The organism is Kosakonia sp. H7A (assembly GCF_003028445.1).
In the GTDB taxonomy this organism is placed as follows: domain Bacteria; phylum Pseudomonadota; class Gammaproteobacteria; order Enterobacterales; family Enterobacteriaceae; genus Kosakonia; species Kosakonia radicincitans.
Window position 1 is genome coordinate 1,372,026 of the sequence record NZ_PYTZ01000001.1, and the last position, 26,447, is coordinate 1,398,472.

The window sequence follows — 26,447 nt, forward strand, 5'->3', positions numbered from 1 at the left end:
CCTGATACCGTTTTTTTCTTCAGACGTTCTTCATTCACTGTTGATACCGTAACCATTGTGAAAATTCTCCTCATCGAAGACGACTTGGATCTCGGCAATGGCGTGCGTATTGCCCTTGCAGATCAAGGATTAGATGTCATATGGGTTCGCCGCAAAGTGGATGCACTGCATCAACTTGATGTCTGCGCGCCAGAACTGGTATTGCTCGATCTCGGGCTGCCCGACGGCGATGGCATGAGCCTGATGGCAAGCTTGCGTCAGCAGCTCAAGGGGATACCCGTCATCATCCTGACCGCACGAGGCACCCTGCAAGATCGCCTCTCCGGGCTGGATGCCGGTGCAGACGACTATCTCGTCAAACCTTTTGTTCTCGCCGAGTTGCTCGCCAGGGTGAGAGCACTTGCGCGCCGCAGTTACGGTTTTCAGAATGAGGTGATAGAAATTCGAGGGTTATCTCTTCACGTGCCGACGCGTCGCGTGACAGTGAGTGAACGTAATGTTGAGTTGACGGCAAGTGAGTACGCGCTGCTTGAAACGTTAATGTTGCGCACTGACCGCGTACTGACACGAGGGTTTCTGGAAGAAAGGATATTCGGCGCAAAAGAAAACATGAGCAATGCTCTCGATGTGCATATGGGGAATTTGCGGCGCAAAATCGGCGACGGCTATGTGCGAACGGTGAGAGGCGTAGGGTATGTCATTGATACCGTACCGATTCAGAAAGGGACAGGCTGATGCGAAATTTTTGCCGCCGCCTGAAAACCCCGACGCTTGTACGGCGAATTATGATCGCCCAGATGCTACTGCTTACGCTGCTTTGGTGTCTTTTTCTGACCTACATTTTATGGGAAAACTTGCGTAGCCCCTCTATGTTATTGGGCAACAAGACTTACGAAACCATTCTTACGTTGGTTGATCGGATGGACGATCGCCCACAGGATCTCACCGATGTGCTGGAAAAGTTCAGCAAGGCGTTGCGGGAAGGTTATGGCGGAGGCGAAGATCCGGAACTGTCGATCAGCCTCATTGTTCGGAAGAATAAAGCGATAATTTATTCATCAGATGGCGCTCCAACGGGGGTGAAAAACACCCTATACGGGAAAATTCAGAGCATTGAGAGTGAAGGCCGCACCTGGACCAGCCGTACCCTAAAATCCGGCAATTCCGACGCGGAGGTCACGCTCGTCACCCCTGCCGGCGGCTGGAACTTCTTTATTTACCTGAACTCGCGTGGATACTACATATTGCCGCTGCTGGTATGCATTCCTTTTCTTTTGTTTCCCGCGTGGCTGTCAATCCGCATTGCAATGCGCCCCTGGAACAAGGTGGTCAATGAAATTGCCTCACGAACTCCAGAAGATCTCTCTCCCTTAAAAGCAGAGCCAAAGCACAGGGAGCTTCGCCAGATGGTGGATGCTGTTAATGTTTTTCTTGCCAGAGTGCGGGAAAGCACGGAAAGGGAACGGGTTTTTATTGCCGATGCCGCTCACGAGCTGCGTACCCCCCTGGCTGCGATGAGAATCAATGTTGAGGCTTTACAGTCTTATGTTAGCCGCGATAGTCAACAGGAGTTGCTTGCAGGGATTATTCGCAGCAACAGCCGTGCGGCTCGTCTCGTCAATCAGTTGCTGCTGCTGATGCACAGCGAAGCGCGCATTGACACGGTTATGGAGCCTGTGCCGCTGACCACACTGATACAAGAGCGAATGGCGATGCTGGCACCGCTGGCTGCCGAGCGCGGGATTGAGCTTGAATTCTACTCGTATGATGAGATCTGGGTGACAGGCGTCCGAGAACGCCTGATGTCGCTGCTCGACAACGTCATTGAAAATGCCGTCAAGTACAGTCCTGAGGGCGGCCGGGTTGAGGTAGAGGTACGATCATTAGATGAATCCACGCAGCTACGTGTCTCCGATGCCGGGCCCGGCATTCCCGTTGAATTGAGAGAGCGCGTGTTCGATAGATTTTTTCGCGATCCCAATCAGATGCAAAGCGGGAGTGGATTAGGGCTTGCAATAGTCAAAGCGGTTGCGCAGCTACACAACAGCAGCGTGTACCTAAGTACGTCTGCAGAAGGTGGCCTCATGGTTACTGTTGACTTCCCAAACCGCAGGCCAGCCTGAAGAAAACACCATGTTGGCTATGCAATAACATGCCCCAACTCGGTTGTTTCAAATCCCTTCAATATTGTTCCAGCGTGGTTCCATATATAAATCATATAACCCAGTTAATACATAAAGTTACTGCCTAAAAACATATATAGAATAACCGGAACAACAGGAACGGCCTGGTAACCTCGCAGCTTAAGGAGTAATAGTCAGATAAGTTGAATTCCCTTAGCTTTGAGGTGGGCTTATGCAGACTAACAAGCGTGATTCCGATGAGATGGCGAAGGCTATCGGCTACGTCGTGATGGAGTTAGCAAGGACAGGATGCGCTATCACGGAAGACACAATCAATGCGCGTCTGGACAGCGTGCTGCACAAAAATGCCAGCGTTGCGAACGAAAGTGTTGAGCTACCAAAGTCGCTCAGGTTTAACGAGTCATTGTGCGGGTAGGTTGCCCCTGAAGGCAGCTAATCAAACCACGTTATTGGCGTAGCGTTCAATGATACGGCCAATCATCATAAATGGGGGGCGTGCATACAAAAGCCCGGCACCGTCCTGCAGATACGTTAACACCTGTTATCACGAAAATGAGAGTTGATGGCCTGAGGCACAGATGAGCTAGCTGGCTTATTCAGTCAGGAGTGCCCTTGCCTCTCCTGCAGGAAACAAGAGCATGATACGTTGATTTTGCTGGCTGAGTCCGAAATGGGAATAGACCGCAAGACACCCCGAAGCCAGAAAACGCAACGGGCCGCCAGGCCCGTTGTGGTGATTACTATTGCAGTTCCTTCACTCTGGCGCGCTGCGCCTGTTGGCAATAATGGTTGTAATGTTCCAGGAACCACTGTTTCTGCTCTTCGGTCATATTGCCGGTCACGGCATCAATATCAACTGGCTGGCCCATGGCATACATACGGGCAAAACTGCGTGCCAGAAAATCAAAATTCCTCACTGCGTTCAGGTCTTGTTTTTTCATTCGCATACTCCTTCAGTCCGCGGACGTGCTGTGTAAGGCCATATGCTTCTCTGTCTTAAGTATTGTCTTATAAAATGGACATTTCATAAGCAATGCGTGCCTTCGCGATGACCCGATTGTCCATAACGTCACCGTGCGCACAGAGTGAAAAAAAACCCTCGCTGAGTATCCACACAGATCACACTCCTTAAGCAAAATTATTTCCCTGCGTATGCCGCGTGTTAATATTGATGAGATAAATCTTTCTTACCGAATACCGAGGCTTCGATGCTGGAGAATGCAACCATCTGATAATCAGCTTTCCGACCTTTGCGGCCGGGCTGGTTATCACTGCGCTAAACACTCACGCTAACCCCCCAGGGTGTTGGCAGGTTTTGCACAAGATGATTACAGGCATTTTCAGCATGAATATTTCCCGTCAGGAACAACGTACCCTGCATGTCCTTGCTAAAGGCGGGCGTATCGTTCATACCCGCGATACGTCCGGTCGCGTCACCGCCGTTGAGTGTTATACCCGTGAAGGGCTATTGCTCAGCGACTGCACGCTCGCCGTCTTTAAGAAACTGAGAAGCAAAAAACTGATCCGCTCGGTAAAGGGTCAGCCCTATCGCATTAACCGTACCGGTCTCAGCAATGTCCGCGCACAGCTGGACAACCAATAATTTATGTTAAGCAATCCCCACCCGCTGGTGGGGATTGCTGCCGGCAGGTTATCCATTTCAACGTTGTGGGGATCTTCCCCCTATAGATTCTTATAGCCTGCCGAGTTTTTCCTTGCCTGCTATACTTCGACACACTAAATTACAAAGAATTAACAGTACGTTACATTTAGCTTCGTTGCATAAACCCCTTATTAACAAGGGGTTATACAGGAAAGGCCGATAAGCGTGATGAAAGTGAATATGTCGATTTATCGCTGTACCCTGGGGCTGTTTTTAATGAGCTCACTGTTTCACATGACCCTGGCCCTGGCTGCCGATCCGCTTCTGACCTCCCCTTCTGCTGGCGACACCGCGCAAACGCATACCGATAATCAGGCACGCGGCATTCTGGCGGCAGTCGATCAAGCGACCCTCTCCAGCGAACTGGCTGGCCGCATTGTGGAGATGCCATTCAGAGAGGGCGAAGCGTTCAAAAAAGGGGATATCCTCGTGCGCTTCGATTGCAGTATTTACCAGGCACAGCTTGCCGCATCGCAGGCGGCGGCCAGAGCAGCCGAAGCTGAACTCAGCCAGAACCAACAGCTGGCGCAACTCAAGTCTGTCGGCAAGCACGCCGTGGCGCTCTCCGCCGCTCATTTAGCCCAGGCACAGGCCGAAAGCCAGGTGTATCAGATTCAGGTCAATCGCTGTCGTATCACCGCGCCGTTTGATGGCCAGGTCGTGAAACGCCGCACGCAAACCTTCGAGAGCGTTGCTCAGGGCACGCCGCTGCTGGATGTGGTGAACAATCGCCACCTCGAAATTAACTTGCTGGTCTCTTCCCGCCTGTTGTCGGCGCTCAAACCCGGATTGACCTTTACCTTTACGCCGGATGAAACCGGTAAACCATTGCAGGCCAGCATCGCACGGCTCGGCGCGCGTATTGATGAAAGCAGCCAGACCATCGGCCTGATCGGTACGCTGGTCAATGCCGACGCCAGCCTGATGGCGGGCATGAGCGGCACGGCGCAGTTCCCGGAGGCGAAGTGAGTACTTCCCCCACGCCGGCTACAGCCAGTGCGGCCGTCTTTGCCCGTTTTCTTGATATCGAACAGCAGGCCAGGGCCGCTGCCAGCAGCGAAGAGCTGGCGTACTGCATCGTCAACGACAGCCAGCCGCTGTTCGGCTATCGTCACGCCGCACTCGTTATTAACGGTCGGGTGCGCGCGGTAACGGGTGTCACTCAACCCGCACCCCACGCGCCGTTTGTGGCGTTTATCGAACGTGCCTGCGCCCGTTTGCAGACAACTGAGGGCAAACCACTCAACCAGTGCGGCGTCATTGAAGCGGTGCAACTCGACGAACAAAGCCGCAGCGACTGGCAGACCCTCTCCGCCCCCGAAGCCCTGTGGTCACCGCTTAAAGACCGCCAGGGAGAAGGGTTTGGCGGCATCTGGTACGCGCGCGAACAACCGTGGCAAAACGCCGACCGGGTGCTGGCCGAACAGCTTGCTGGCGCATTCAGCCACGCATGGCTGGCGCTGGAGCCGCAAACCAACCGCTGGCATCACCGTAAAGGGCGCTGGAAGATCGCTATCCCTTTGCTGGTATTGCTCGCCTGCCTGTTTATTCCGGTGCGCCAGTCCGTGCTGGCTCCCGCCGAAGTGGTCCCCCACCTGGGGCGTGTGGTCGCCGCACCGCTGGACGGCGTGATCCAGTCTTTTGCCGTGCAGCCAAACCAGAGCGTACATCAGGGTGATGTACTGGTCCGCTTCGACGACACCATGCTAAAAGCGCAGGCCGACGTCGCCGAGCGGTCGCTGAATGTTGCCGAAGCGGAATTTCGCGCCAGCTCGCAGCGCGCCTTTCAGGATGCAGATTCCAAAGCGAAACTTGATTTCCTGGCCGCACAGGTGGCGCAAAAACGGGCCGAGCGCGATTACGCCAGCGCCCTGTTAAGTCGCACTGAAATTCGCGCCGACCGGGATGGTATTGCCGTGTTTGCCGACGCCGACCGCTGGATTGGCAAACCGGTGCGCACCGGCGAGCGCTTAATGGAGCTTGCCGACCCGGCGCTGGCCGCGTTACGCATCGAGCTGGATGTGGGGGATGCCATTCAATTAAAACAGGATGCGCCCATCACACTGTTCCTCGACAGTGACCCCATCACCCCGTATGCGGCAAAGCTTGAGCGCATCGCCTATGAGTCCGAGCAGACCCCGACAGGCAATCTGGCGTACCGGCTTGATGGCCGCTTTAGCGATGCCCCGCCGCGTATTGGCCTGCGCGGAACCGCCAAACTGTCCGGCGAATATGTACCGCTGGCGGTCTATCTGTTCCGTCGCCCGCTCTCCGTGATCCGCCAGGCTATCGGCCTATGAACCCGCTCTTACCCGCGCTGCGCCCCGACCTCCAGCTGGCAGAATCGGCTGCGGGTATTAACGGTGCGCCGCAATGGGTACTGGCGGACCCGCTTACCGGTCGCTATTTCACGCTGACGCCCACGGCTATCCGCCTGCTGCGCCACTGGTCCCTGCGTCTGCCACAACAGGTCCTTGCTGCAGCCAACCAGGAGCCGGGCCTGCCCCTACAGGTCAAAGAGCTGGAGCAGTTGCTGCAGTTTTTACGCCAGCACGATCTGGTGACCTCGGGCGATGCCGAACAGCGTCAGCGTTACCTCAGCAAAGCCCGCGCCATGCGCACCAGCCTGTGGAAGAAAGTGCTGCATCAGTATCTTTTTTTCCGTATCCCGCTCTGGCGGCCCGATCCGCTGCTCAACCGTTGCTGGCCCTGGCTTAAGCGCTACGGAACAGCAATATTGCTGGGGGTATTCCCGCTGATTCTGGTGATGGGGCTCTATCTGGTCAGCCGTGACTGGGTGCGTTACACCCATGCGTTCCCTCACCTGTTCAGTCTGCAAGGGATGGCTGTATTCGGGATGTCGCTGGTGATCGCCAAATTCATACATGAACTTGGCCATGCGTTTATGGCTAAGCGCGCGGGCTGCCGGGTGCAGAGCATGGGGGTGGCCTTTATTGTGCTGTTCCCGCTGTTCTATACCGACGTGAGCGATGCGTGGAAACTCAAGAATCGTCGATCGCGTTTGCTGATTGGCGCAGGCGGTATTCTGGCCGAGGTGCTGCTGGCGGTTTTCGCGCTGCTGGTATGGACGCTGCTGCCGGACGGTCCTCTGCGTACGGCAGCGTTTATGCTCTCCAGCGCCACCTGGATAACGACGCTGGTGGTTAACCTTAACCCGCTAATGCGCTTTGATGGTTATTTCTTGCTGAGCGATTTCTGGCGGGTGGAAAACCTGCAGGAACGCGCGTATGCCCTGTGCCGCTGGCGTCTGCGCGAGGCGTTATTTGGTTATGGTCATCCGGCACCGCATACCTGGTCGCCGTCGATGCAACGCAAGCTGTTGATATGGGGTTACGCCTCATGGATATGGCGCTTTTTCCTTTTTTTCGGCATTGCACTGATGGTGTACCACTTTTTCATTAAGGTGGTTGGTATTGCTTTGATGTCGGTAGAAATTGGCTGGTTTATCGCGCTTCCGGTGGTGAAGGAGGCCCGTATCTGGTGGTCCATGCGTAAGAATGCTCATCCCGTTAAGCTGTTGCGTTCAGGGCTGATTCTGGCGGCGGTATTAGTGCAGCTGCTGTTTCCCTGGCGCGGCAGCATCCGTATTCCTGCTGTGCTGGAAGCAGAAAACGTCAGCGCGCTGTATGCCCCTATTCCTGCGCAGGTCAAAGCGCTCTACGTCACTGACGGCCAGCAGGTGCAAGCCGGTGAGAAACTGCTGGATCTCACCTCGTCCGATTTGGACTACCGCATCAATATAGAGCGTCAGCAAATTGCTATTTTGCAACAGCAGCGGCAGCGGGGAGCCGGACGTCAGGAAACCGCCAGCGAAACCCAGGTGCTTGACCGACAACTGGCGGAATCTTTGGCCCGCTATCGGGGATTGGATGCGCAACGCCAGCGCTTGTCTCTCACCGCGCCTCAGGCAGGCCAGGTGAGGGATGTGGCACGAGATATGACGGAAGGCCGTTGGCTGACCCCGGATATGCCATTGCTCCGTGTGGTTGGGCAGGGTATCGGAAAAGTGCAGGGATATTTACCCGACGATACGCTAAAACGCGCGAAAGTGGGGATGCAAGGCTATTTTATCGCCGATGATCCCGCGTATCCCCGCCTTGTCGTACAACTGAAAGATATTGCGCCTACCGGTACCGCCTGGTTACAGCAAGAGATGCTGGCGTCCGATCGCCACGGCCCGATCGCCGTGCGTCGCGACAGGGATCATAATCCTCAACCCATCCAGGCGCAGTACAGTGTGCGTTTCGCGCTGCAGGAGGGGCAATTCTCGCCGCCGCAACAGCCGTTACGGGGCAGCGTAATACTGGAAGGGGAAACGGAATCTATTCTCGGCGCGTTATGGCGACGAATTGCCGCGTTGGGTATTCGGGAAAGCGGATTTTGACAAGATTACACGGATATATTTTACGAAATATATCGCATTCACGTTTGCCATAAAAAACCAATAGTTGTTATCTCAGAAGTCAGTGAAGGAACAAAACCCTATCCGCTTGATAATAAATAAAAATTAAAATATTGCTTTATTTCAAGTTATTTCATTTGAATTATGTGCGTAAGTTAATGTTTTTTTATGTATGTTAATTTTACTGACTGAGCTATATTCCTGATGAGTCATACACGTTTTTTGCTCCCCATCGTTATCTTATTATTTTGTTCCATCCCAAATTATAAGGTTGGTTATTAATAACATTTGATCTTAATAAATCAGCTATTCCTCCAGGAGGGATCTGTATGAGATATATTCAGCGTTTATTTGTTAAATCAGCCATCACTACCGCTATCGCTGCCAGTATTCTTTTACCCCAAAGTGCAGCGGCCTGTAACAGCGAATCCTACATTGGTACTGTGTGTTCTTTTGCCATGTCTTTTTGTCCTCGCGGTTGGCTTCCGGCTAACGGCCAGACTGTCCCTATTAATACTAATCAGGCGTTGTACTCTCTGCTGGGTTTCAAGTTTGGTGGCGATGGTTCAACCACCTTTGGGATACCCGATCTGCGAGGTCGTTCTGTTGTCGGGACCGGTTCTGGATTGGGGTTAGCGACAGTGAACCTCGGGCAGAAAATCGGTGCGCCAACAGTCGATTTTGCGGTGCCGCTGCCTTTGCATAACCATGCGGCAACGTTTAGCCCAACGACCGGGAGTACTGTGGTAACCGTGCCGGAAAAAACCGGAAGCGGGTTAACGGTAAGCGGCCAGACCATCACGAATACCCTTAATCTGACGGCAGCGACTTCCGGTTTGCTGAAGATTGCAGGTGGGTCTGCTGTTGCTGGTAGCGCGTCATTACCCACCAATGGCGCGATACTGGCTAAACCCGCGCTTGGTGCACCGAATATTTATAATCCAACCGCGACTGCCGATACTACGCTAGGGCCCAGTCAGACGTTAACCGGCCCGGTCAGCGGCACTATTGATTCGTCGATTTCCAATGGGACGGTTACCGGGACGCCAACAATTCCCTCGTTCACGGTCACCGTACCGACAGTGACAGGCGGTTCGGTTGCGGTTGGTACGGCGGGGACGTCGGCGCAACCGGTCGTTCGAGTGGCAACCCAGTCTCCTTCGCAGGGACTGACTGTGTGCATTATGGCCGAAGGTTTATACCCCGACAGGCCTTAGTGGTTAGCGTTTACAAGATAATAATCTGAAAAAACAGGCCAGTTCGGCATAACGCAGGCTGGTCTGCGTTGTAAATAAATCTACTCCTGAAAGGTATCCTTATTATGTTGTGGCGTCATTGGCTGAGCAAAAAAAGTCGTCAGGTTCCGCAAGGTGCTGCATGTCATGAGCAGGTACCTTTGGGCGTTATGCTGGAAGCGCGTATGTTGTTTGATGGTGCGGTCGCCGCCACGGTTGAGACTGCTGTCACTCAAAATACAGCGACACAGACAGCCGCGTCGACGGACAGCGGCCAGTCTGGCCAAAGTACCACCGATACAACCAGCCACAATACCGATGCAACGAGCAATGTTGATACAACCGCCCACAATACTGATACCCAGAATTCGAAGACCGTAGCAGACAGTAGCGTTGCGGTTGCGACCGGCAGTGCCACGCATAAAGAAGTGGTGTTTATTGACACCGCAGTGGCAGATTACCAGCAACTGGCCCGCGGCGTGAAAGACGGGGTTGAGGTGGTGCTGCTGGATGCCGACAAAGATGGGTTAAGCCAGATAATGCAATGGGCGCAAACCCACACGGGTTACGACGCCATCCATATCATCAGCAATGGTGGCGAAGGCCGACTGACGCTTGGGGGCGTCACATTGACCGACAGTATGCTCGCTACGAGAAGTGCTGCTCTGACCACTATCGGCCAGTCGCTGACTGAGTCCGGCGATATCCTGCTTTATGGCTGTAATGTGGCGCAAGGAACACAAGGGCAGACTTTTATTAGCAACCTGGCAGCGCTCACCGGAGCTGATGTGGCTGCGTCCACTGACCTGACCGGGTCGACAGCGTTAAAAGGCGACTGGATGCTGGAATCGCAAGTCGGTCAGATCACTACTGACATTGCGATAACCGCCGCCACACAGAGGGATTATACCCACGTGCTGGATACCTTTACGTTTGAGACAGGTACTGGCGGCGGTGGCGGCAATAACCAGACCTGGCAGGAAGGGGGGTATACCCTACATTTCGATTTTGTCGGAAACGTACTCTCTGGGCTAAACAGTGACGGCAATAGCCTGATCTATGACGTGCAAACGGATGGTTCCAGTTCGTCAAATTCGCTGACCTTCACCATCAGCATTCCCGGCTATGTTTTTGATTTATCTTCACTGGACTTATTGAATGCCGATGGCACCGGCAACATGAATTACACGATTTCATCCAGTAAATCGACCAGTGGGGACAATCAGAGTGGAGTACTGCCATTCCCCGGGAGCGTGTCTTATACCACTATCAGCGGCTTTAACGGCAATTTTGTCGGCGTTTCTTCCATTACCATTACGACATCCGGTACCAATGAGTACTATCTGGATAACCTGGTATTGAACAATATTCATGCCGCCTCTTCGGTAGATGCGACATCGACCGTAACCGCTGGGCCATCTGGCGAAGCAACGACATTTTCCACTACCGCGACGTCAGCGGCCAGCGCTACCTCGCTGCTGGACTTTACCCTTACTGACCTCGGCACGTCTGATGGTTCGGCCACCAATGTCAGCCAATTCTACGCTAACGTCAGTGGTACGGCGACATCATCAGAATTGAGCAAGATGACGTTCCTGCTCAGTGGCCCGGATGCCACTAACGTCGTCGGCACATACGACAGCAGCACCGGCAGAATCACGTTTTCCAGCTTAAACCTGTCGGTTGCGGATAACAGCAGTGAAACTTACACCATCAAGGCGTATTACAACGACAATACCAGCAGTAACGACATCACCGATCACCACACGGTAATATTGTCGGTAAATGCCAGCAATTTCACCACGGTCTCCGGCGGTTCAACGTTCGCCAGTAGTCAGGCCAACGTGAACAACGGCAGTGGTGCCAGCATTGATGTGGCAGCAACCAAACTCATTTATAGCCAATCGCCGTCCACCTCAGTGGTCAGTGGCATTAACTTCACCACCCAGCCGGTGGTGATTGCCGTTGACGATCGCGGCAATATCGATACTGATTTTAACGGTTCAGTGACATTAAGCGAAAATGGTAGCGGCTCGCTGACGGGCACCACTCAGGCGACCGCCTCAAACGGTATTGCTACCTTTAGCGGTGTGAAGTACACCTCGGCCAGTGATGGTGATGCTAACTTCGTGCTGACGGCGGCGGCCGGTAGCCTGGTCAGCGCCACATCTGCATCGCTCAATCCGGATGTGGTGGCGACGCGACTGGTTTTTTCCACCCAGCCCGTTCCCACGGCGATTCAGAATGGACAAAGTGCCATTTTTACCACTGTGCCGGTAGTACAGGCGGTCGATGCGAATGGCATGGTGGATCAGGACTACACCACCAATATCGTGCTCTCAGTGACTGACCCTAACGACAGCGTCGTCGATGGTACGGTCAATAGCCTGGCGGTCACCTCCGGGGATAATGATGCCAGCGCTACGACGGTAACATTAACGCCGTCTGGCGGTATCGCCACCTACACCGGGCTTATCATACAGTACACCAACAGCGGTAGTATCAATACGCTGGCACTGCGCGCCACGTCAGGTAGCCTGACGGCGGTCAACAGTTCGTCGATAACCTCAACCACCAACACCGCCCCCGTCTTCAGCAACCTCAATGGCGGCGCGACCTTTACTGAAAAAGGCAGTGCAGTGGTGATGGACAGCGATGTCACTGTTGCCGATACCGAGCTGGATATTCAGGGCAACTATAACGGAGCCTCTGTTTCAATCGCCCGTAACGGCGGGGCGAACAGTGTCGATACCTTCGGCAATAGCGGACTGTTGGGGGCACTGACTCAAGGGCAAAACTTCACCTATAACGGTACGACGGTGGGCAGTGTCACGGCGAATTCCTCAGGCACGCTGACGCTGACGTTCAATAGCAATGCAACGGCGGCGATAGTGAATGCGGTGCTGCAATCCCTGACCTATGCCAACAGTTCTGACGATCCACCGTCCAGCGTGACGCTTAACTGGACCTTTAATGACGGTTCGCTCAACAGTAGCGGCACCAATCAGGCGGTGCTGAGTATCACGCCGGTCAACGACGCACCGGTCATCAGCAATACGTCGGTCAGCAAGACTTTCAATGAGGATAGCGCCCAGACCTTTAGCGTTGCCGATTTTGGTTTCAGTGATGTGGACAGTAGCGACACCCTGCAATCCATCACTATCGTCACAGCACCAACCGCGGGTGAGCTGTTTATTGACGCGAACAACGACGGTGTACGTGGCGGCGGCGATACATTACTGGGCAATGGTTCGGTGGTCAGCGCGGCTGATATCAGCAAACTGACCTTCCGCCCGACCGCAAATGCCAACGGTGCGGGTTATGCCTCCTTTACCTGGCAGGTCAGCGATGGCACGGCGTTGTCCAGCAATACCGGAACAATGACCCTTAACGTAACGCCAGTTAACGATGCGCCGATCATCAGCAATACGTCAGTCAGTAAAACCATCAATGAGGATAGCGCCCAGACCTTTAGCGCCGCAGATTTTGGTTTCAGCGATGTGGACAACGGCGACACCCTGCAATCCATCACTATCGTCACAGCACCAACCGCGGGTGAGCTGTTTATTGACGCGAACAACGACGGTGTACGTGGCGGTGGCGATACATTACTGGGCAATGGTTCGGTGGTCAGCGCGGCTGATATCAGCAAACTGATCTTCCGCCCGACCGCGAACGCCAACGGCACGGGTTATGCCTCCTTTACCTGGCAGGTCAGCGATGGCACGGCGTTGTCCGCTAATACAGGAACGATGACCCTTAACGTAACGCCGGTTAACGATGCGCCAACGTTATCCAGCGGTGCGACGGTCACTCTGACATCCACAACGGAAGATGTAACATCGTCTGCCACCACAGTATCGTCATTGCTCAACAGTGCGGGTTATGGGGATGTCGACAGCGGAGCGTCCAGCGGCATTGCGATTACGGCGACAGTAGGGAACGGTGGCTGGCAGTATTCCACCGATAGCGGAGCTAACTGGTTCAATATCGGCACGGTATCCAGTTCAGCAGCCCTGCTGCTCGGGTCAACGGCACAGTTGCGTTATGTACCGGACAGCGCCAATGGTGAAACCGCAACCCTGAGTTTCAGCGCGTGGGATCAGACCAGTGGTACGGCGACGGCAGGTAGCAGCAAAGGTCTTGCGGATACCTCGACCTCTGGCGGCAGCAGTGCGTTCTCCGCCAATAGTGCACAGGCGTCGTTGATGGTAACCAGCGTGAATGATGCCCCTAGCATGGGAAGCACGGTCAGTCCTCAAAGCGCCACCAAAGATACAGTGTTCAGCTTCGCCGTGCCTGCCGGTACTTTTGTCGATGTGGATAGCGGTGATACGTTGACCCTGAGCGCGACGCTGGCCGATGGCTCGGCACTGCCCGCCTGGCTGAGCTTTAATCCTTCGACCCGTACCTTCTCTGGCACCCCGGGCTACAGTGATGTCGGCAACCTGACGATTCGTATAACCGCGACTGACGGCAGTAATGCCTCGGTCAGCACCACCTTTGGGCTGACGGTGAATAACAGTAATCTCCCGCCCGTGGTGTCCATCCCGATGGACGAACAGTCCATCGCACAAAATGGCAGCTTTAACTTCACTGTTCCTGCGGGAACCTTTACCGACCCGGATATCGGCGACACACTGACCCTGAGCGCGAAGCTAGCCGATGGCTCGGCACTGCCCGCCTGGCTGAGCTTCGAGCCGGCCACAAGAACCTTCTCCGGTACGCCGGGTAATGGCGACGTGGGCAATCTGACCATTCGGGTGACGGCAACCGATGGCAGCAATGCGTCGGTCAGCACCACTTTCGGGCTGGTCGTCACCAACGTGAACGATGCGCCGGTTATCGGCGCGACGATTGCGCCGCAGAGCATTGCGCAGGATGGCAGTCTGAGTTTTACCGTACCTGCGGGCACCTTTGTCGACCCGGACGGTGACCCGCTGACCCTGAGCGCCACCCTGGCAAATGGCAACCCGCTGCCTGCGTGGCTGCACTTCGATCCCGCGACAGGCTCGTTTTCCGGCACGCCGGGGAATGCGGATGTCGGCAACCTGAATATTCGTATCACCGCCAGCGATGGCAGCGCCTCGGTCAGCACCAGTTTTAGCCTGATGGTCACCAATGTGAACGATGCCCCGGTGCTCAGTACGCCGATCCCGCCGCAGAGCGTGGCGCAAGACGGCAGCTTTAACCTCACCGTCCCGGCTGGCACCTTTGTCGATCCGGATGGCGACACCTTAACTCTGAGCGCGACGCAGGCGGACGGTTCCGCACTGCCTGCCTGGTTGCGCTTCGATCCCGCGAAAGGCTCGTTTTCTGGCACACCGGGCAACGCCGATATCGGTAGTCTGGTCATTCGGGTTACCGCGACCGATGCCGGGAACACGTCAATCAGCACCACCTTTAGCCTGACGGTTACCCGCGCAGGCATTACCAGCGGCGATCCGCAGTTCCGTATTTCAGATGGTACGAACGGACCACGTCCGGTGGACAGCCAAACACCCACTATCCAGCCTCAGGAGGCTGCCGCACCGCCGCTCAACATATTGATTACCCCCGCCTCTCTCGGCAGCTTTAATGCCGGACGCACCGCCGGGAGCGGTTCGATGATGGCCTCCATCTTCGGTGCCAGCAGCGATGGGGCAAGCGGGAGGGATGCGACGAAGAGCGAAGTGGCGAATGTCTTCGGGCCCGGTTCATCGTTCGGCAGCCATTTTGAGAGTTCGCTGGGCTCATTCCCCAGCTTTAACAAAGATCCGGCGCTGGGTGGCAGCTCGTCGCTGGCCAGCGTTTTCTCCGGCATTTATCTGCCTTCACTGACTCCGATGGAAGTGTTTACTGGCGGTAGCTGGAAAGATATCAACCTGCATGCACAGGGAGTGACAGAACAGGGGCAAGAACAGGCGACAGCCGCGTTTATCCCATCGTTCCACCGGCAATTACAACACATTGGCGATGCTGAAGGACAACGTCTGTCAGCCATTGAACAGGCGTTGTACGACCTGGGCCAGCAGCAGGGCTAATAACTACAAGACTACAGTAAAAGGCGTTAATTCTATGATGAACGTGATGGTGGCAAACCGGTTGTCGGTGGTGACAACTGTGAGTGGCAGCGAAATGATGCGTAAAGGCCGCAAGCTTTTTGCTCTGAGCGTACTGGTCGTGGCGCTAAATGGGTGTGCCGTGACCAGCGACCCGATTACCAAAAAAGAGAGCGAACAGCGCAGCCAGCAGGATCGAGTAGCGATGTTCAGCCAGCAGGAGCCGGTTACCGCGCCGATCACCCTGTATGACGCGATGGCCCGCGCACTAAAATATAACCTTGAGTCGCGCTTAAAAGTCATGGAAAGCGCGCTGGCCCAACAGCAGTTGGATCTTTCCCGTTATGACATGCTGCCAAAGCTGGCGGCTTCGGCGGGCTACGTAGGGCGCAACAACGCCAGCGCCTCCAGTAGCCGCAGCGTGGAAACCGGACAAACCTCTCTGGAACCATCCACCTCGCAAGATCGTGACCGCGATGTGGCGGACCTGACGATGGTATGGAACGTGCTCGACTTTGGCGTAAGCTACGTCAGTGCGAAACAGCAATCGGATCAGCGCTGGATTGCCGAAGAACGTAAACGCAAGGTGGTACACACCATTTTGCAGGATGTCCGTTCCGCCTACTGGCGTGCAGTTGCCGCCGAGCGTCTGCTGGGCCAGATCGATACGCTGATTGACCGGGTAAACCAGGCGCGTGAAGCTAGCGAGCGGATGACCGCCCAGCAGGTCGGCGACCAGGTTGAAGCCCTGAGTTACCGCCGTGCGCTGATTGAGGCCACCCGCCAACTGGAAGAGCAGCGCCGTGCGCTGTCGCTGGCGAAAACCGAACTTGCCACACTGATGAACCTGCCGTTGGACACGCCATATACACTGGCTCTGCCCGCCAGCGGTGACGAGACGGTTCCGCAGTTGAATGTGGATCAGAAAACCCTGGAAGAGACCGCGCTGGTGAGCCGCCCGGAACTGCGTGAGCAGGATTACCAGGTACGCATTAACGCCGCCGAAACCCGTAAAGCGCTGCTGCGTATGCTGCCGGGTATTGAGATTAGCGCAGGCGGCCACTATGACAGCAACTCATTCCTCGTCAACAACAGTTGGGCCGACGTGGGGGTGAAAGCCACCTGGAACCTGTTCAACCTGATGTCTGGCCCGGCTGCGCACAGCGCGGCGAAGGCCAACGAGCAGGTGGGCAAGTTGCAGCGTCAGGCGATGTCGCTGGCGATCATGGCGCAACTGTACGTGGCGCGCGCCAACTACAACGAAGCGCTACGTCAGTATAAAACCAGCGAAGAGTTGCGTGATCTGGACGGGCAAATCGTTCAGCAACTGCGTAACCGCTACAAAGCCAATAGCATCGGTGAGTTGCAGCTAATTCAGGGCGAACTGAATGCGCTGAACGCCGATCTGCGTCAGGACCTGGCCTACGCGGAGCTGCGTAACACCTACGGGCAGATTATCTCCAGCGTGGGCGTAGACCTGCTGCCGAAGACACTGCCGTCGGACAAACTGGCGGATATCAGCAACGCGCTGCGTCAGTCGGAAGTCAACTGGCAGCAAGGGAAGATCAGCACGCTGCAGTCGTTCTGATAACACAGTCCCGGCGTCTGAGTACGCCGGGGCTCCCTTCTTACCCCGCCAGTGCTTTTCCCCCAGGAAAAATAGCAAGGATTATTGGTCTTATAATCATATGACCGACTGAATCGCCACAGGTTTAACAGACACCTCTGAGTCATTTAAGATGGCTGAAAGAGAGGTGCCCATGAGTGGTAAGCGTTATCCCGAAGAGTTTAAAATTGAAGCAGTCAAACAGGTTGCGTGGCTATTCTGTTTCCAGCGTTGCAACACGTCTCGATATCACCACCCACAGTCTTTACGCCTGGATAAAGAAGTACGGGCCGGGCTCTTCCAGTAACAAAGAACAGTCAGATGCTCAGGCCTGGATCCGCCGACTCCAGAAGGAACTGAAGCGGGTTACTGACGAACGGGACAAATCAAACAGTTCTGGCTGAGTCCCGTTGCGTTTATGGCTATCGCAAGATCCATCCCGACCTGCGGGATAGAGGGCAACAGTGCGGGATTAACCGGGTCTGGCGGCTGATGAAGCGTGCCGGGATAAAGGCTCCGGTCGGGTACCGTAGCCCACAGGCACGTAAGGGCGAAGCCAGTATCATGACGCCCAACAGGCTCCAGCGGCAGTTGAACCCGGACGTACCGGAGGAACGTTGGGTAACGGACATAACGTACATCCGAACTCACGAAGGTTGGCTATATCTGGCCGTGGTTGTTGCCCTGTTCTCGCGCAAAGTTATCGGCTGGTCGATGCAACCCCGGATAACAAAAGATATTGTCCTGAATGCAATTCTGATGACCATGTGGCGACGTAATCCTCAAAAACAGGTGCTGGTTCATTCTGAACAAGGTAGTCAGTATACAAGCCATGAGTGGCAGTCGTTCCTGAAATCACATGGACTGGAGGGCAGTATGAGCCGTCGTGATAACTGTCACGACAACGCAGTTGCAGAAAGTTTTTCCAGCTACTGAAGCGCGAACGGATAAAGAAAAAGATCTACGGAACGCGGGAAGAAGCCCACAGTGATATTTTTGATTACATCGAAATGTTTTATAACCGTAAGCGTCCGCATAGTTCGAGTGATCAGATGCCACCGACGGAATATGAAAATCAATATTATCAACGGATTAGAAGTGTCCAGATTATCCGTGGCGATTCACCCCTTACCACTATTTTGTCTCGCCGCTTTCAACAATTCGTGAGGCATATCAGACGCTCACCTTGCCCGCCACGCCAGTACCCGCGGCGCTAAAAAGAAAATAAGCAAAGCTGCCTATCGTAACGCAGGTCATTTCAACATGCAGGTAACGCGGAAAAGCCGGGCTTTGTTCCAGGCCGGGCAGGTTATGACTGGCAGTAACCAGCCCTGCATCTTGTTCGCAAAACCGCGCGTTATAGCGACACCGCCGTCAGCAAAAGCCCGGCTTAAAACCGACAAACACACAAATAGTTACAATATAACATCACGTCAATGATTACGCTTATAACCGAAATATTTAACACTATGTCGCAAAGTCGCTTTGTTTGTTTTGTCAATGTTATTTCATAGCATCATTGATGCGTTGTGCAAGCTGAACTGACGGTGAAATATGCCCAAATAATGCGGGCAGGGACGGGTCAACTGGAGAAAATATGTCGCAATCCCCTTTACCTACGGGAACCCCTCAGGTAACCCCGAGGTATCGACGCCTGTTAATAGTGCAAACCTGCCTGTATTGTATTCTGGTTGTAGCAGGTGCGGTCTATTTATTCCTGCAGCTATTTTCCGTTCCCGGCTTCTGGCTGCCCGCTACGCGTCTAATTCTGGCGACAACGTTTGTGGCGCTGGCCTTTGTGGAAAATTCACTGCGCTGTGAAGGCGTTGAGCCACAGGATTCGGAGCCCGTTACTGAAACAACAGCTGCTGCGCCACGCCCGCCAGGTCGATTATTGCAGCCGGGTCTGCAGGCCTGGCTGCATTATTTTCACCGACATCTGGCAACAACACTTATCACAGCCCTGCTGGCAATCGCTTTTGCCATCGCAAATATCGCTGACACGCAGCCCGTCGACCAGTCAAGTGCTCCCCCGCTGGCAGTGACCGGCTTTTTTATTCTGCTCTGTTTTACCCTGCTGCTTATTGAGCGCATGCTCAGCTTCAAAGTGATTCGGGGATGGCAATATCAACAGCAGCACACTGAGCTTGTTCGCGCCATCCTGAGTATTTTTTTGCTGCTTACCATGGCATTTCTGATTGCAGCGCTCTCTCTCACAGTGACCCTGTGGCTCATAAAGCTGGGTAGCCTCATCGCTTTGCTGATGGCGCTGGAATATCTGCTGCGTGCCATGATGGCAATGGCGCTTCCCCTCTCTGCTGAATCCGAACCCCATTTTCTCACCCGCAGCCTGTTTACAGCGTTGTATCGGTGGCCGCTGCAGCCGGTGGTTCTGTTATTGGGTGCATTTCATCAGCGATTTGGCGTCGATCTTCGTCAGATTCAGGCGTTCCGTTTGTTGGGTAAAAAGCTTCTGCCGGTTACCTGCTGTATCGCCGTTCTGGGCTGGCTACTAAGTGGTTTAACCGAAGTGGAGCTATATCAGCGGGGTATCTATGAACATTTCGGACGCCCGGTAGCCGTTCTCTCTCCTGGCCTGCATATCGGCTTACCCTGGCCGTTTGGACGCGTTATCCCGGTAGAGAACGGCGCGGTGCACGAATTACAGCTTAGCGATAATACGGAAACGAAACAGCCTGCCGCACAGCCGGACAGTGTCGAAGGCCCAGCCCCGCAGAGCAGTTGGCGTCTGTGGGATAACAGCCACGCTACGGACCAATCGCAGGTCATCGCCAGTACCACCATGGACAGCCAGAACTTCCAGATGGTCAATACGGATATACGTGTGATCTGGCGCGTGGGCCTAAGGGATAGGGATGCGCTTAACAGTAAATATCAAACAGAGGATTTGCCGGTACTTATACGCAGCGTTGCACGCCAGGTATTAATGGCACAATTTGCCAGTAAACAGCTCGACCAGCTACTTGATGAACAGCGGGTGACGTTGGCGGCCACGCTTAGCCAGGAAATTCAGCAGCGCCTTACCCAGCTTAATACCGGGGTGGAATTACTGTTTACCCGAATTGAAGCCATCCATCCCCCCGCCGGGGCAGCCGACGCCTATCATGGCGTCCAGGCGGCGCAAATTGCGGGAAATGCCCTGATTGCGCGCGAAAAAGGGTATGCGGCTACCGTCAACAATGAGGCGCAACGCAAGGCCCAGACCGGTTTTGATACCGCAGAAGCTGCGGCAGCAGAAAACCTTTCACGCGCGAGGGCCGCCGCCACCGATTTCTCCGCTGAAGAGCAGGCATGGCAACTGGCGGGAGAGGCATTTATCAACGAGCGACGCTACCAGATCCTGAGTCAAGCGCTGGCCCATACGCCGCTTCTGATCCTTGATAATCATCTACAGGGCGCGAATGAACCCGTACTGGATCTACGCCAGTATCCCGCCTTAACAGACAGTACCGCACCACAGAAGGCCAGTACAAAATGAAGATCACTGCGTTAACCCCTGCCAGAGATGCGCCAAACGCCATTCAGCGGCGGAATGTTCCTCCAGCCCGGTTGCCCGGCAAACGCGCCCTTCGCATCGGCGTGGCGGCACTGCTGGTCATGCTTGCCGTCCTGACGGCTAGTTTGCTGGAAGTCCGCGCCGGCAATGCGACCGTAATCACCCGCTTTGGCGATCCGGTACGCGTCCTTCTCACGCCTGGCCTGGCATGGAGACTTCCGGCCCCCTTTGAGTCTCCTCTGGATGTCGATCTGCGGATTCGCTCCACATCCAGCGGTCTGCAGGACGTAGGCACACGTGACGGGCTACGGGTGCTGGTTCAGGCCTGGGTTATCTGGAAAGTAAAATCAGACGACAAAGATGTGCTGCGTTTTATTCGCGCCGTACAAAACCAGCCGGATGAAGCGACCCGACAAATCCGGACGTTTATTGGTTCTGCGTTGGAAACCACCGCCAGCAACTACGCGCTGTCGGATATCGTCAACGTCGACAGAAAAAAAATCAAAATCGCCCAGCTTGAGCAGCAGTTGCAGACGCAGCTTAAAACACAGTTGCTTAATAGCTACGGCATCGACGTTATCCAGACAGGAATTGAGCGCCTGACGCTCCCTGCTGTAACCCTGAATGCCACTGTTGATAGAATGCGTGCGGAACGCGAAACCATCGCCGCCGAACGTACCGCAGAAGGTAAACGTCTGGCTGCGGAGATCCATTCAAAAGCCGATCGCGACGCCCGCATTCTTGAAGCTGATGCCTCGGTTAAAGCGGCGGCCATTACTGCTGCCGCCCAGCGCGACGCGGCCGGCATTTACGGTAAAGCCTGGCGTAGCGACCCGCAACTCTATGACCTGTTACGCTCGCTGGATACGCTGCGTTCTGTTGTCAATTCCAGTACCCGCATAGTGCTGCGTACTGACGCGGCCCCTTTCAGTACTCTGGTGCAGGAGCCAGCTCCGTTGAAAGAGATAAAACGATGACACCAGCATTGCCGGGCCGTACACCGTGGGGACAGTCCTACCGTATCGCCTTCTTTATGCTGTATGGTACGGCGCTCATTGCCGCCAGCGCGTGGCTTTTATCCTGTATCTATGAGGTCACTCCAGACAGCAGAGCGGTAGTCTTCCAGTTTGGTAAACCGACCCGGGTAGCGAATGCGGGTCTGCTGCTTACCTGGCCGCACCCGGTCGACCGGGTAGAACGCGTGCCAGCCGCAGAACGAATTATGGAGCGCGAGGTCAGGATATTACGCCGCGAACAGCAGTTGGATCTGGTCAATAGCTGGGATCGCGACGGGGACGCCGGCGCTGGTGCGGGTTACTTACTGACAGGTGATGAAGGCGTCGTGCAGCTTGATGTGCGTGTCTTCTGGCGCGTCAGCAATCCCATCCGTTTCGCGCTACAACGCCCACATATTGATCCGCTGATTGACCGCCTGGCCGAACGCGCCGCCGCGGTCGTTTGTATGGAGCGCAATCTGGATGCCATTCTTGTGGCAAAGCCTGAGACACCGAAGAATGACCAGCATTCGGCGGAAGAGCGTATCCGCCTGCGCAGCGATTTTAAACAGAACATGCAGCAAAGCCTCGCGCGAATGGCGGCCAGCGGCAACGATCCGGGAATAACTATTGAGCGTGTAGACATTGTCTCATCGTTGCCGGATAACGCCATTGCGGCATTCAATGCAGTGCTGACCGCCAGCCAACAGGCCGATCAGACAATTGCCGCCGCTCGTACCGCGGCAGCGTTGCTCGCCCAGCAGGCGCAACAGCAGGCCGATCGTCTGATGCAGCAGGCACAGGCCAGCCGTCAAGAAACGCTGGCAAAAGCCAGTACCGATACCCAGACAATATTGCAGCTAGCGCAGGTGCTGCAAGACGGAACAGATGGGGGGCTATTACAACGGCTGTGGCGAGATAACGTCACCCGCATTCTGACCCAAGCCGGACAGGTCGTTGCCGTCGCGCCCGGCGACGACAGCCGTTTAATCTTACAGGGTCTCACGCCACAATCCGCCACGCCGCCTGCCAGCGAGAAAAAACCATGAGTCACCAGTGTAGCCACGGACATATCCACTTTAGCAGCGATCTGCAAACCCCTGCTGAACAGCACCGTATGTCGCGGCAGATCGCGATCGCGATGATCACCATCGGGCTATTGTTATTAAGCCTGCTCTGGCGCGCGATAACGCCGGGCCAGCCGGCTGTCAGCGATATTCTGGCCGGCGTCGCGTGGCTGCTGGTCGCGGTGCCCGTTTTTCGCGCCGGCTGGCACAGTCTGCTGTACCCTGATCTGCACGGCGTAACCGACCAGTTGATCGTCCTGGCAATGCTCGGGGCGTGGGCGCTGGGCGATCTGATGACCGCCGCGTTACTGCCGGTTATCATGATTTTCGGTCACATCCTTGAAGAACGAAGCGTAATGGGTACACGTCAGGCCATTGCCGGCCTGAGCAGACTAGCTTACAGCCGGGCAAGACGTGTGCGTCAGGATGGTTCGCTGGAAAATATTAGCAGCCAGCATCTTCAGCCGGGCGACATCGTAGACATTCGCCCTGGCGATCAAATTCCTGCGGATGGTCGTATTCTTTCTGGCCACGCCAGCATCGATATGGCCTCCATCACCGGTGAACCGATCCCGGTAGAGGTCACAGCGGGAATGTCTGTTTTCGGCGGTACCCTGAATCTGAACGGTTTACTGCGGGTGGAGGTCATCCATACGGGCGAGGAGTCTACGCTGGGGAAAGTTATCGCCCTGATGAAAGAGGCTGAGCAGGCAAAACCTCCGATTACCAGGATGCTAGAGTGCTACGCCGGTCAATACCTTATTCTTGTCCTGTTGATTGCCGCGACTACCTGGTTTTTAACCTATGACAGTCAGGCTATGCTGGCGGTGCTGGTCGCGGCTTGTCCCTGTGCCCTGGTGCTGTCGGCACCAGCAACGTCAATGGCCGGAATCGCCGTGGCCGCACGGCATGGGATATTGATCCGCAATGCAGCTTTTCTGGAGGAGCTGGCGGATGTCGACGCGATCATTATTGATAAAACCGGCACTCTGACCCAGGGCAGGCTACGGCTTGCCGATATCATTCTCACCACGAAACGTCCCAAAGAGGCCGTATTACAGTTGGCCTCGGCTCTCGGCGCGGCCAGTAACCACCCGGTCAGCCGTGCGCTGGCTGAAGCCAGACCGACAGGCACAGATACTGTGCTGCGTGATGTTGAGGAGATTCAGGGACTGGGAGTGATCGCGACCACCAGCGCGGGCCAGGCCCTGCTGGGACGGCGTGAACTGTTTGAACGCTATCGCATAAACGTCTCTCCCCTGCCCGATCATGATGGTCCGGTCGTCGGTGTGGCGGAAGATGGCGCGTTTCTCGGCTGGTTTCTCCTCGATGACGCCATACGCCCGGAGGCACCAGAGGCGATGGCGATACTTAAGACCTTGGGTATTGACCGTCAGCTTCTCCTGACAGGCGATCGACACATCGCTGCGCAACGGGTCGCGCAACAAACCGGGATCGACGAACTGACCGCCGAAGCGCTACCGGCTGAAAAACTCCAGCAGGTCCATCAGGCGGTAAAAGAGGGATGGCGCCCCATGGTCGTCGGAGACGGTATCAACGACGCTCTGGCGCTGAAAGCCGGCGCCGTCGGTATCGCCATGGGCAGCAACGGGGCCGATATCGCGCTGGCGTCAGCGGATGTGGTATTAACCGGCAGCGATTTACGACGCCTGTCCACCGCGGTACGGCTGAGCAGGCAATGCCGCGCCACGCTCAGGGTAAACGTGATTATCGGGCTCGGTTGGACAGTGCTGATCGTCATCGCTGCTGCTATGGGATTTCTTGGCACCGCCGGGGCGCTGGTGGCGGCCATACTGCATAATCTAAGTACGCTTATTGTACTGCTGAATACCGGACGTTTGCTGCAGTTTGACGAAACGAATGAAATTAATGCAACACGGGAAACCCGATAATGTTTTTTCACAAGACATGAAGCATCATGCAACAGCCTTTATTACGCTGCGCGGAGGGCAGGTCCGCCCTGTCAACACGCTCTATGATGAATGCATAAAATGGCCTATTTTTGAGCATAGATACTGTTGTTACTTTGAAATAAATATGAACACTTTTTCAGCAATAACGTCTGGTGTTCAAATGGCCTCAGGGTATAGATTGATTCTCTGGTCCCCGTTGATGAGAAATAATATGAGAGTATCAAGTATCATTGGAGCGACGTTGTTAGCGACCTCCTTCCATGCAGCAGCATTTGTTTCAAAATCGCCTGTTCCTGTTGGCCAGAAAGTTAATATAACAAGTATATCCTATGGTGGTCATGCTATTCCCTCAGAAGCAGCGAACGGAGGAGTGACACAAATTATACCTATCCAGGGCTGTAACTGCGCCTTTTGCACAGCACTGCGCGGGGCCATGAGTTGAGTCTCGCCTCCTCGTTGTAGGTTCGTTCGATCTATACCCATCATAGGGCTGCGGCCACATGCCATTGCATTAAATGTGGTTTTATGGAACAAGTATTTAGTGATGGTGATTACTCTTGTCATCCGCTAAATACAAAGCATATATATTCTGAATCTCCTGATTCAATTATTCTTGTTCCCTCAGTATTTTGGTTTTTCTGGCATTTATAATTGCATTCACTATAATCTTTCTCTTTTTTAATAGCACCCATTTATTCACAACATTATTTTCATGAACTTAATTCAATCAATTACTAATTATTTTCACCTCACAAAATATATTACACCAAAAGCTATATACCCGCAGGGGCGTCTGAACTCTGACCTGCTCCCGGTTGATTAATACTCGCTTCACTCATCGGCTTGGTGATGTCGTTACGCCCGGGGAATACCAGCTTATAACGCCCTGTGACTGCTTGAATTTCTTGTAACGCTGCTATCACCTGATCGGAGAGAGGCACCTGATGTGGCCGCCGCATCTTCATCCTATCTACCGGTACTTCCCATACTTGTTTATCGAAATCAAATTCTTTCCATTCCGCCATACGAAGTTCAATGGTACGAACACCCGTTAGCATCAGAATCCGTATTGCCAGACGGGTTATTGGGCTGCCAGAATAAGCGGCCAGTGCCTGTTGTAAGAAGGCCGGAAGTTCATCCGCTAACAGATGAGGGTAATGGACAGATTTAGGCGCAGTTAACGCACTTGCCAACTCTGAGGCTGGGTTAGTTTCAGCGCGGCCGGTGTCAATAGCGTAACGAAAGACCTGGTTGCAGGCCTGCCGAATTTTACGCAGTTTATCCATCACTCCACGTTTTTCGAGTTTACGAAGCGAACTGAGGATCTCGAGCGGCTTTATCTCTGCAATTGGACGCTTGCCAATATCAGGGAATATATCGTTTTCAAAGGTTTCCATAATGTCTTCAGCGTACCCCTTAGACCAATTAGGGCGTTTGTACTCATGCCATTCCAACGCGATAGCGTTGAAAGTGTTTTCTACATTAGCCTTCTGAGCCAATTTTTCAGCTTTCTTCTCTTCGCTCGGATCGCCACCTAAAGCAACAATCTTGCGAGCTTCTTCTCGTTTCATTCGGGCATCTGCCAAAGAGATGTCAGGATAAACCCCGATAGAAAGTTTTTTCTCTTTACCAAAAACACGGTACTTGAAGCACCAGTACTTCCCACCATTAGGCTTTACTAACAGATACAAGCCGCAGCCATCGGTGAGCTTGTATTCTTTTTCTTTGGACTTTGCAGTATCAATCTGTCGTGCATTTAGTGGCATATGGGGCCTCTAATTTCCATTGAACGAGATGAGCCCCCTCAAAGGCACCCAGATAC

At 54.5% G+C, this 26,447-nt stretch carries 16 protein-coding genes and 2 pseudogenes; 16 read left to right on the top strand and 2 right to left on the bottom strand.

Annotation, left to right across the window (positions count from 1 at the left end):
* Positions 1-57: 57 nt before the first annotated feature.
* The 3 genes from CWM66_RS06395 to CWM66_RS06405 all read left to right on the top strand — a co-directional run bounded on the left by CWM66_RS06395 (position 58) and on the right by CWM66_RS06405 (position 2,559).
* A complete protein-coding gene (locus CWM66_RS06395; protein ID WP_035889758.1) occupies positions 58-735 on the top strand; it encodes a response regulator transcription factor in 678 nt (225 codons plus the stop codon).
* Complete coding sequence (locus CWM66_RS06400) at positions 735-2,123, top strand: HAMP domain-containing sensor histidine kinase (RefSeq protein ID WP_107146372.1); 1,389 nt, start codon at positions 735-737, stop codon at positions 2,121-2,123. The genes CWM66_RS06395 and CWM66_RS06400 overlap by 1 nt, the downstream gene beginning before the upstream one ends.
* A gap of 232 nt (positions 2,124-2,355) precedes the next feature.
* On the top strand, positions 2,356-2,559 hold the full coding sequence (locus CWM66_RS06405; RefSeq protein WP_007373647.1) for a hypothetical protein: 204 nt from the start codon (positions 2,356-2,358) through the stop codon (positions 2,557-2,559).
* Between the two features lie 325 nt (positions 2,560-2,884).
* On the opposite strand, the gene glgS is transcribed toward CWM66_RS06405, so the two are convergent.
* Entirely contained in the window at positions 2,885-3,091 is a 207-nt protein-coding gene (glgS, locus tag CWM66_RS06410) for a cell surface composition regulator GlgS (protein ID WP_072438293.1), read from the bottom strand.
* Positions 3,092-3,489: 398 nt separating this feature from the next.
* On the opposite strand from glgS, the gene CWM66_RS06415 reads away from it, so the two are divergent.
* The 13 genes and pseudogenes from CWM66_RS06415 (at position 3,490) to CWM66_RS29220 (ending at position 25,067) form a co-directional block, all read left to right on the top strand.
* Positions 3,490-3,747, top strand: a complete 258-nt coding sequence (locus CWM66_RS06415; RefSeq protein ID WP_007373645.1) for a YjhX family toxin — start codon at positions 3,490-3,492, stop codon at positions 3,745-3,747.
* A 276-nt stretch (positions 3,748-4,023) separates the two neighbouring features.
* Entirely contained in the window at positions 4,024-4,776 is a 753-nt protein-coding gene (locus CWM66_RS06420; RefSeq protein WP_369878868.1) for an efflux RND transporter periplasmic adaptor subunit, read from the top strand.
* The gene (locus tag CWM66_RS06425; RefSeq protein ID WP_107146374.1) at positions 4,773-6,107 is read left to right on the top strand and encodes an efflux RND transporter periplasmic adaptor subunit; all 1,335 of its coding nucleotides are present in this window, start codon (positions 4,773-4,775) and stop codon (positions 6,105-6,107) included. The genes CWM66_RS06420 and CWM66_RS06425 overlap by 4 nt, the downstream gene beginning before the upstream one ends.
* On the top strand, positions 6,104-8,212 hold the full coding sequence (locus CWM66_RS06430; RefSeq protein WP_107146375.1) for an HlyD family efflux transporter periplasmic adaptor subunit: 2,109 nt from the start codon (positions 6,104-6,106) through the stop codon (positions 8,210-8,212). Before CWM66_RS06425 ends, CWM66_RS06430 begins: the two co-directional genes overlap by 4 nt.
* Positions 8,213-8,559: 347 nt before the next feature.
* A complete protein-coding gene (locus CWM66_RS06435) occupies positions 8,560-9,447 on the top strand; it encodes a phage tail protein (protein ID WP_035889769.1) in 888 nt (295 codons plus the stop codon).
* Between the two features lie 104 nt (positions 9,448-9,551).
* The gene (locus CWM66_RS06440; protein WP_107146376.1) at positions 9,552-15,488 is read left to right on the top strand and encodes a putative Ig domain-containing protein; all 5,937 of its coding nucleotides are present in this window, start codon (positions 9,552-9,554) and stop codon (positions 15,486-15,488) included.
* Between the two features lie 97 nt (positions 15,489-15,585).
* Positions 15,586-17,094, top strand: coding sequence for a TolC family protein (locus tag CWM66_RS06445; protein ID WP_007373639.1), 1,509 nt, complete (start codon positions 15,586-15,588; stop codon positions 17,092-17,094).
* 172 nt (positions 17,095-17,266) lie between these two features.
* Positions 17,267-18,215, top strand: a pseudogene (locus CWM66_RS06450) (IS3 family transposase); the annotation flags it as partial.
* A 494-nt stretch (positions 18,216-18,709) separates the two neighbouring features.
* Positions 18,710-20,611, top strand: coding sequence for a protease modulator HflK (hflK, locus tag CWM66_RS06455; RefSeq protein ID WP_107146377.1), 1,902 nt, complete (start codon positions 18,710-18,712; stop codon positions 20,609-20,611).
* Complete coding sequence (locus CWM66_RS06460; protein ID WP_007373634.1) at positions 20,608-21,606, top strand: SPFH domain-containing protein; 999 nt, start codon at positions 20,608-20,610, stop codon at positions 21,604-21,606. Before hflK (CWM66_RS06455) ends, CWM66_RS06460 begins: the two co-directional genes overlap by 4 nt.
* Entirely contained in the window at positions 21,603-22,673 is a 1,071-nt protein-coding gene (gene hflK / locus CWM66_RS06465) for a protease modulator HflK (RefSeq protein ID WP_107146378.1), read from the top strand. Before CWM66_RS06460 ends, hflK (CWM66_RS06465) begins: the two co-directional genes overlap by 4 nt.
* Positions 22,670-24,604 (top strand): cation-translocating P-type ATPase, encoded by a 1,935-nt coding sequence (locus tag CWM66_RS06470; protein ID WP_107146379.1) that lies wholly within the window; start codon positions 22,670-22,672, stop codon positions 24,602-24,604. The genes hflK (CWM66_RS06465) and CWM66_RS06470 overlap by 4 nt, the downstream gene beginning before the upstream one ends.
* Positions 24,573-25,067 carry a hypothetical protein gene (locus tag CWM66_RS29220; protein WP_227135932.1) on the top strand — a complete coding sequence of 165 codons (495 nt, stop codon included), beginning with the start codon at positions 24,573-24,575 and terminating at the stop codon, positions 25,065-25,067. The genes CWM66_RS06470 and CWM66_RS29220 overlap by 32 nt, the downstream gene beginning before the upstream one ends.
* Positions 25,068-25,440: 373 nt before the next feature.
* On the opposite strand, the pseudogene CWM66_RS06480 reads toward CWM66_RS29220, so the two are convergent.
* Positions 25,441-26,391, bottom strand: a pseudogene (locus CWM66_RS06480) (tyrosine-type recombinase/integrase); the annotation flags it as partial.
* Positions 26,392-26,447: the final 56 nt, after the last annotated feature.

Bases quoted from the DNA above. Each gene is read 5' to 3' on its own strand.
- CWM66_RS06400 (WP_107146372.1), top strand. From the start codon at position 735: ATGCGAAATTTTTGCCGCCGCCTGAAAACCCCGACGCTTGTACGGCGA.
- CWM66_RS06405 (WP_007373647.1), top strand. From the start codon at position 2,356: ATGCAGACTAACAAGCGTGATTCCGATGAGATGGCGAAGGCTATCGGC.
- glgS (WP_072438293.1), bottom strand. From the start codon at position 3,091: ATGCGAATGAAAAAACAAGACCTGAACGCAGTGAGGAATTTTGATTTT.
- CWM66_RS06415 (WP_007373645.1), top strand. From the start codon at position 3,490: ATGAATATTTCCCGTCAGGAACAACGTACCCTGCATGTCCTTGCTAAA.
- CWM66_RS06420 (WP_369878868.1), top strand. From the start codon at position 4,024: ATGAGCTCACTGTTTCACATGACCCTGGCCCTGGCTGCCGATCCGCTT.
- CWM66_RS06430 (WP_107146375.1), top strand. From the start codon at position 6,104: ATGAACCCGCTCTTACCCGCGCTGCGCCCCGACCTCCAGCTGGCAGAA.
- CWM66_RS06435 (WP_035889769.1), top strand. From the start codon at position 8,560: ATGAGATATATTCAGCGTTTATTTGTTAAATCAGCCATCACTACCGCT.
- CWM66_RS06440 (WP_107146376.1), top strand. From the start codon at position 9,552: ATGTTGTGGCGTCATTGGCTGAGCAAAAAAAGTCGTCAGGTTCCGCAA.
- CWM66_RS06445 (WP_007373639.1), top strand. From the start codon at position 15,586: ATGCGTAAAGGCCGCAAGCTTTTTGCTCTGAGCGTACTGGTCGTGGCG.
- hflK (WP_107146377.1), top strand. From the start codon at position 18,710: ATGTCGCAATCCCCTTTACCTACGGGAACCCCTCAGGTAACCCCGAGG.
- CWM66_RS06460 (WP_007373634.1), top strand. From the start codon at position 20,608: ATGAAGATCACTGCGTTAACCCCTGCCAGAGATGCGCCAAACGCCATT.
- hflK (WP_107146378.1), top strand. From the start codon at position 21,603: ATGACACCAGCATTGCCGGGCCGTACACCGTGGGGACAGTCCTACCGT.
- CWM66_RS06470 (WP_107146379.1), top strand. From the start codon at position 22,670: ATGAGTCACCAGTGTAGCCACGGACATATCCACTTTAGCAGCGATCTG.
- CWM66_RS29220 (WP_227135932.1), top strand. From the start codon at position 24,573: ATGAAATTAATGCAACACGGGAAACCCGATAATGTTTTTTCACAAGAC.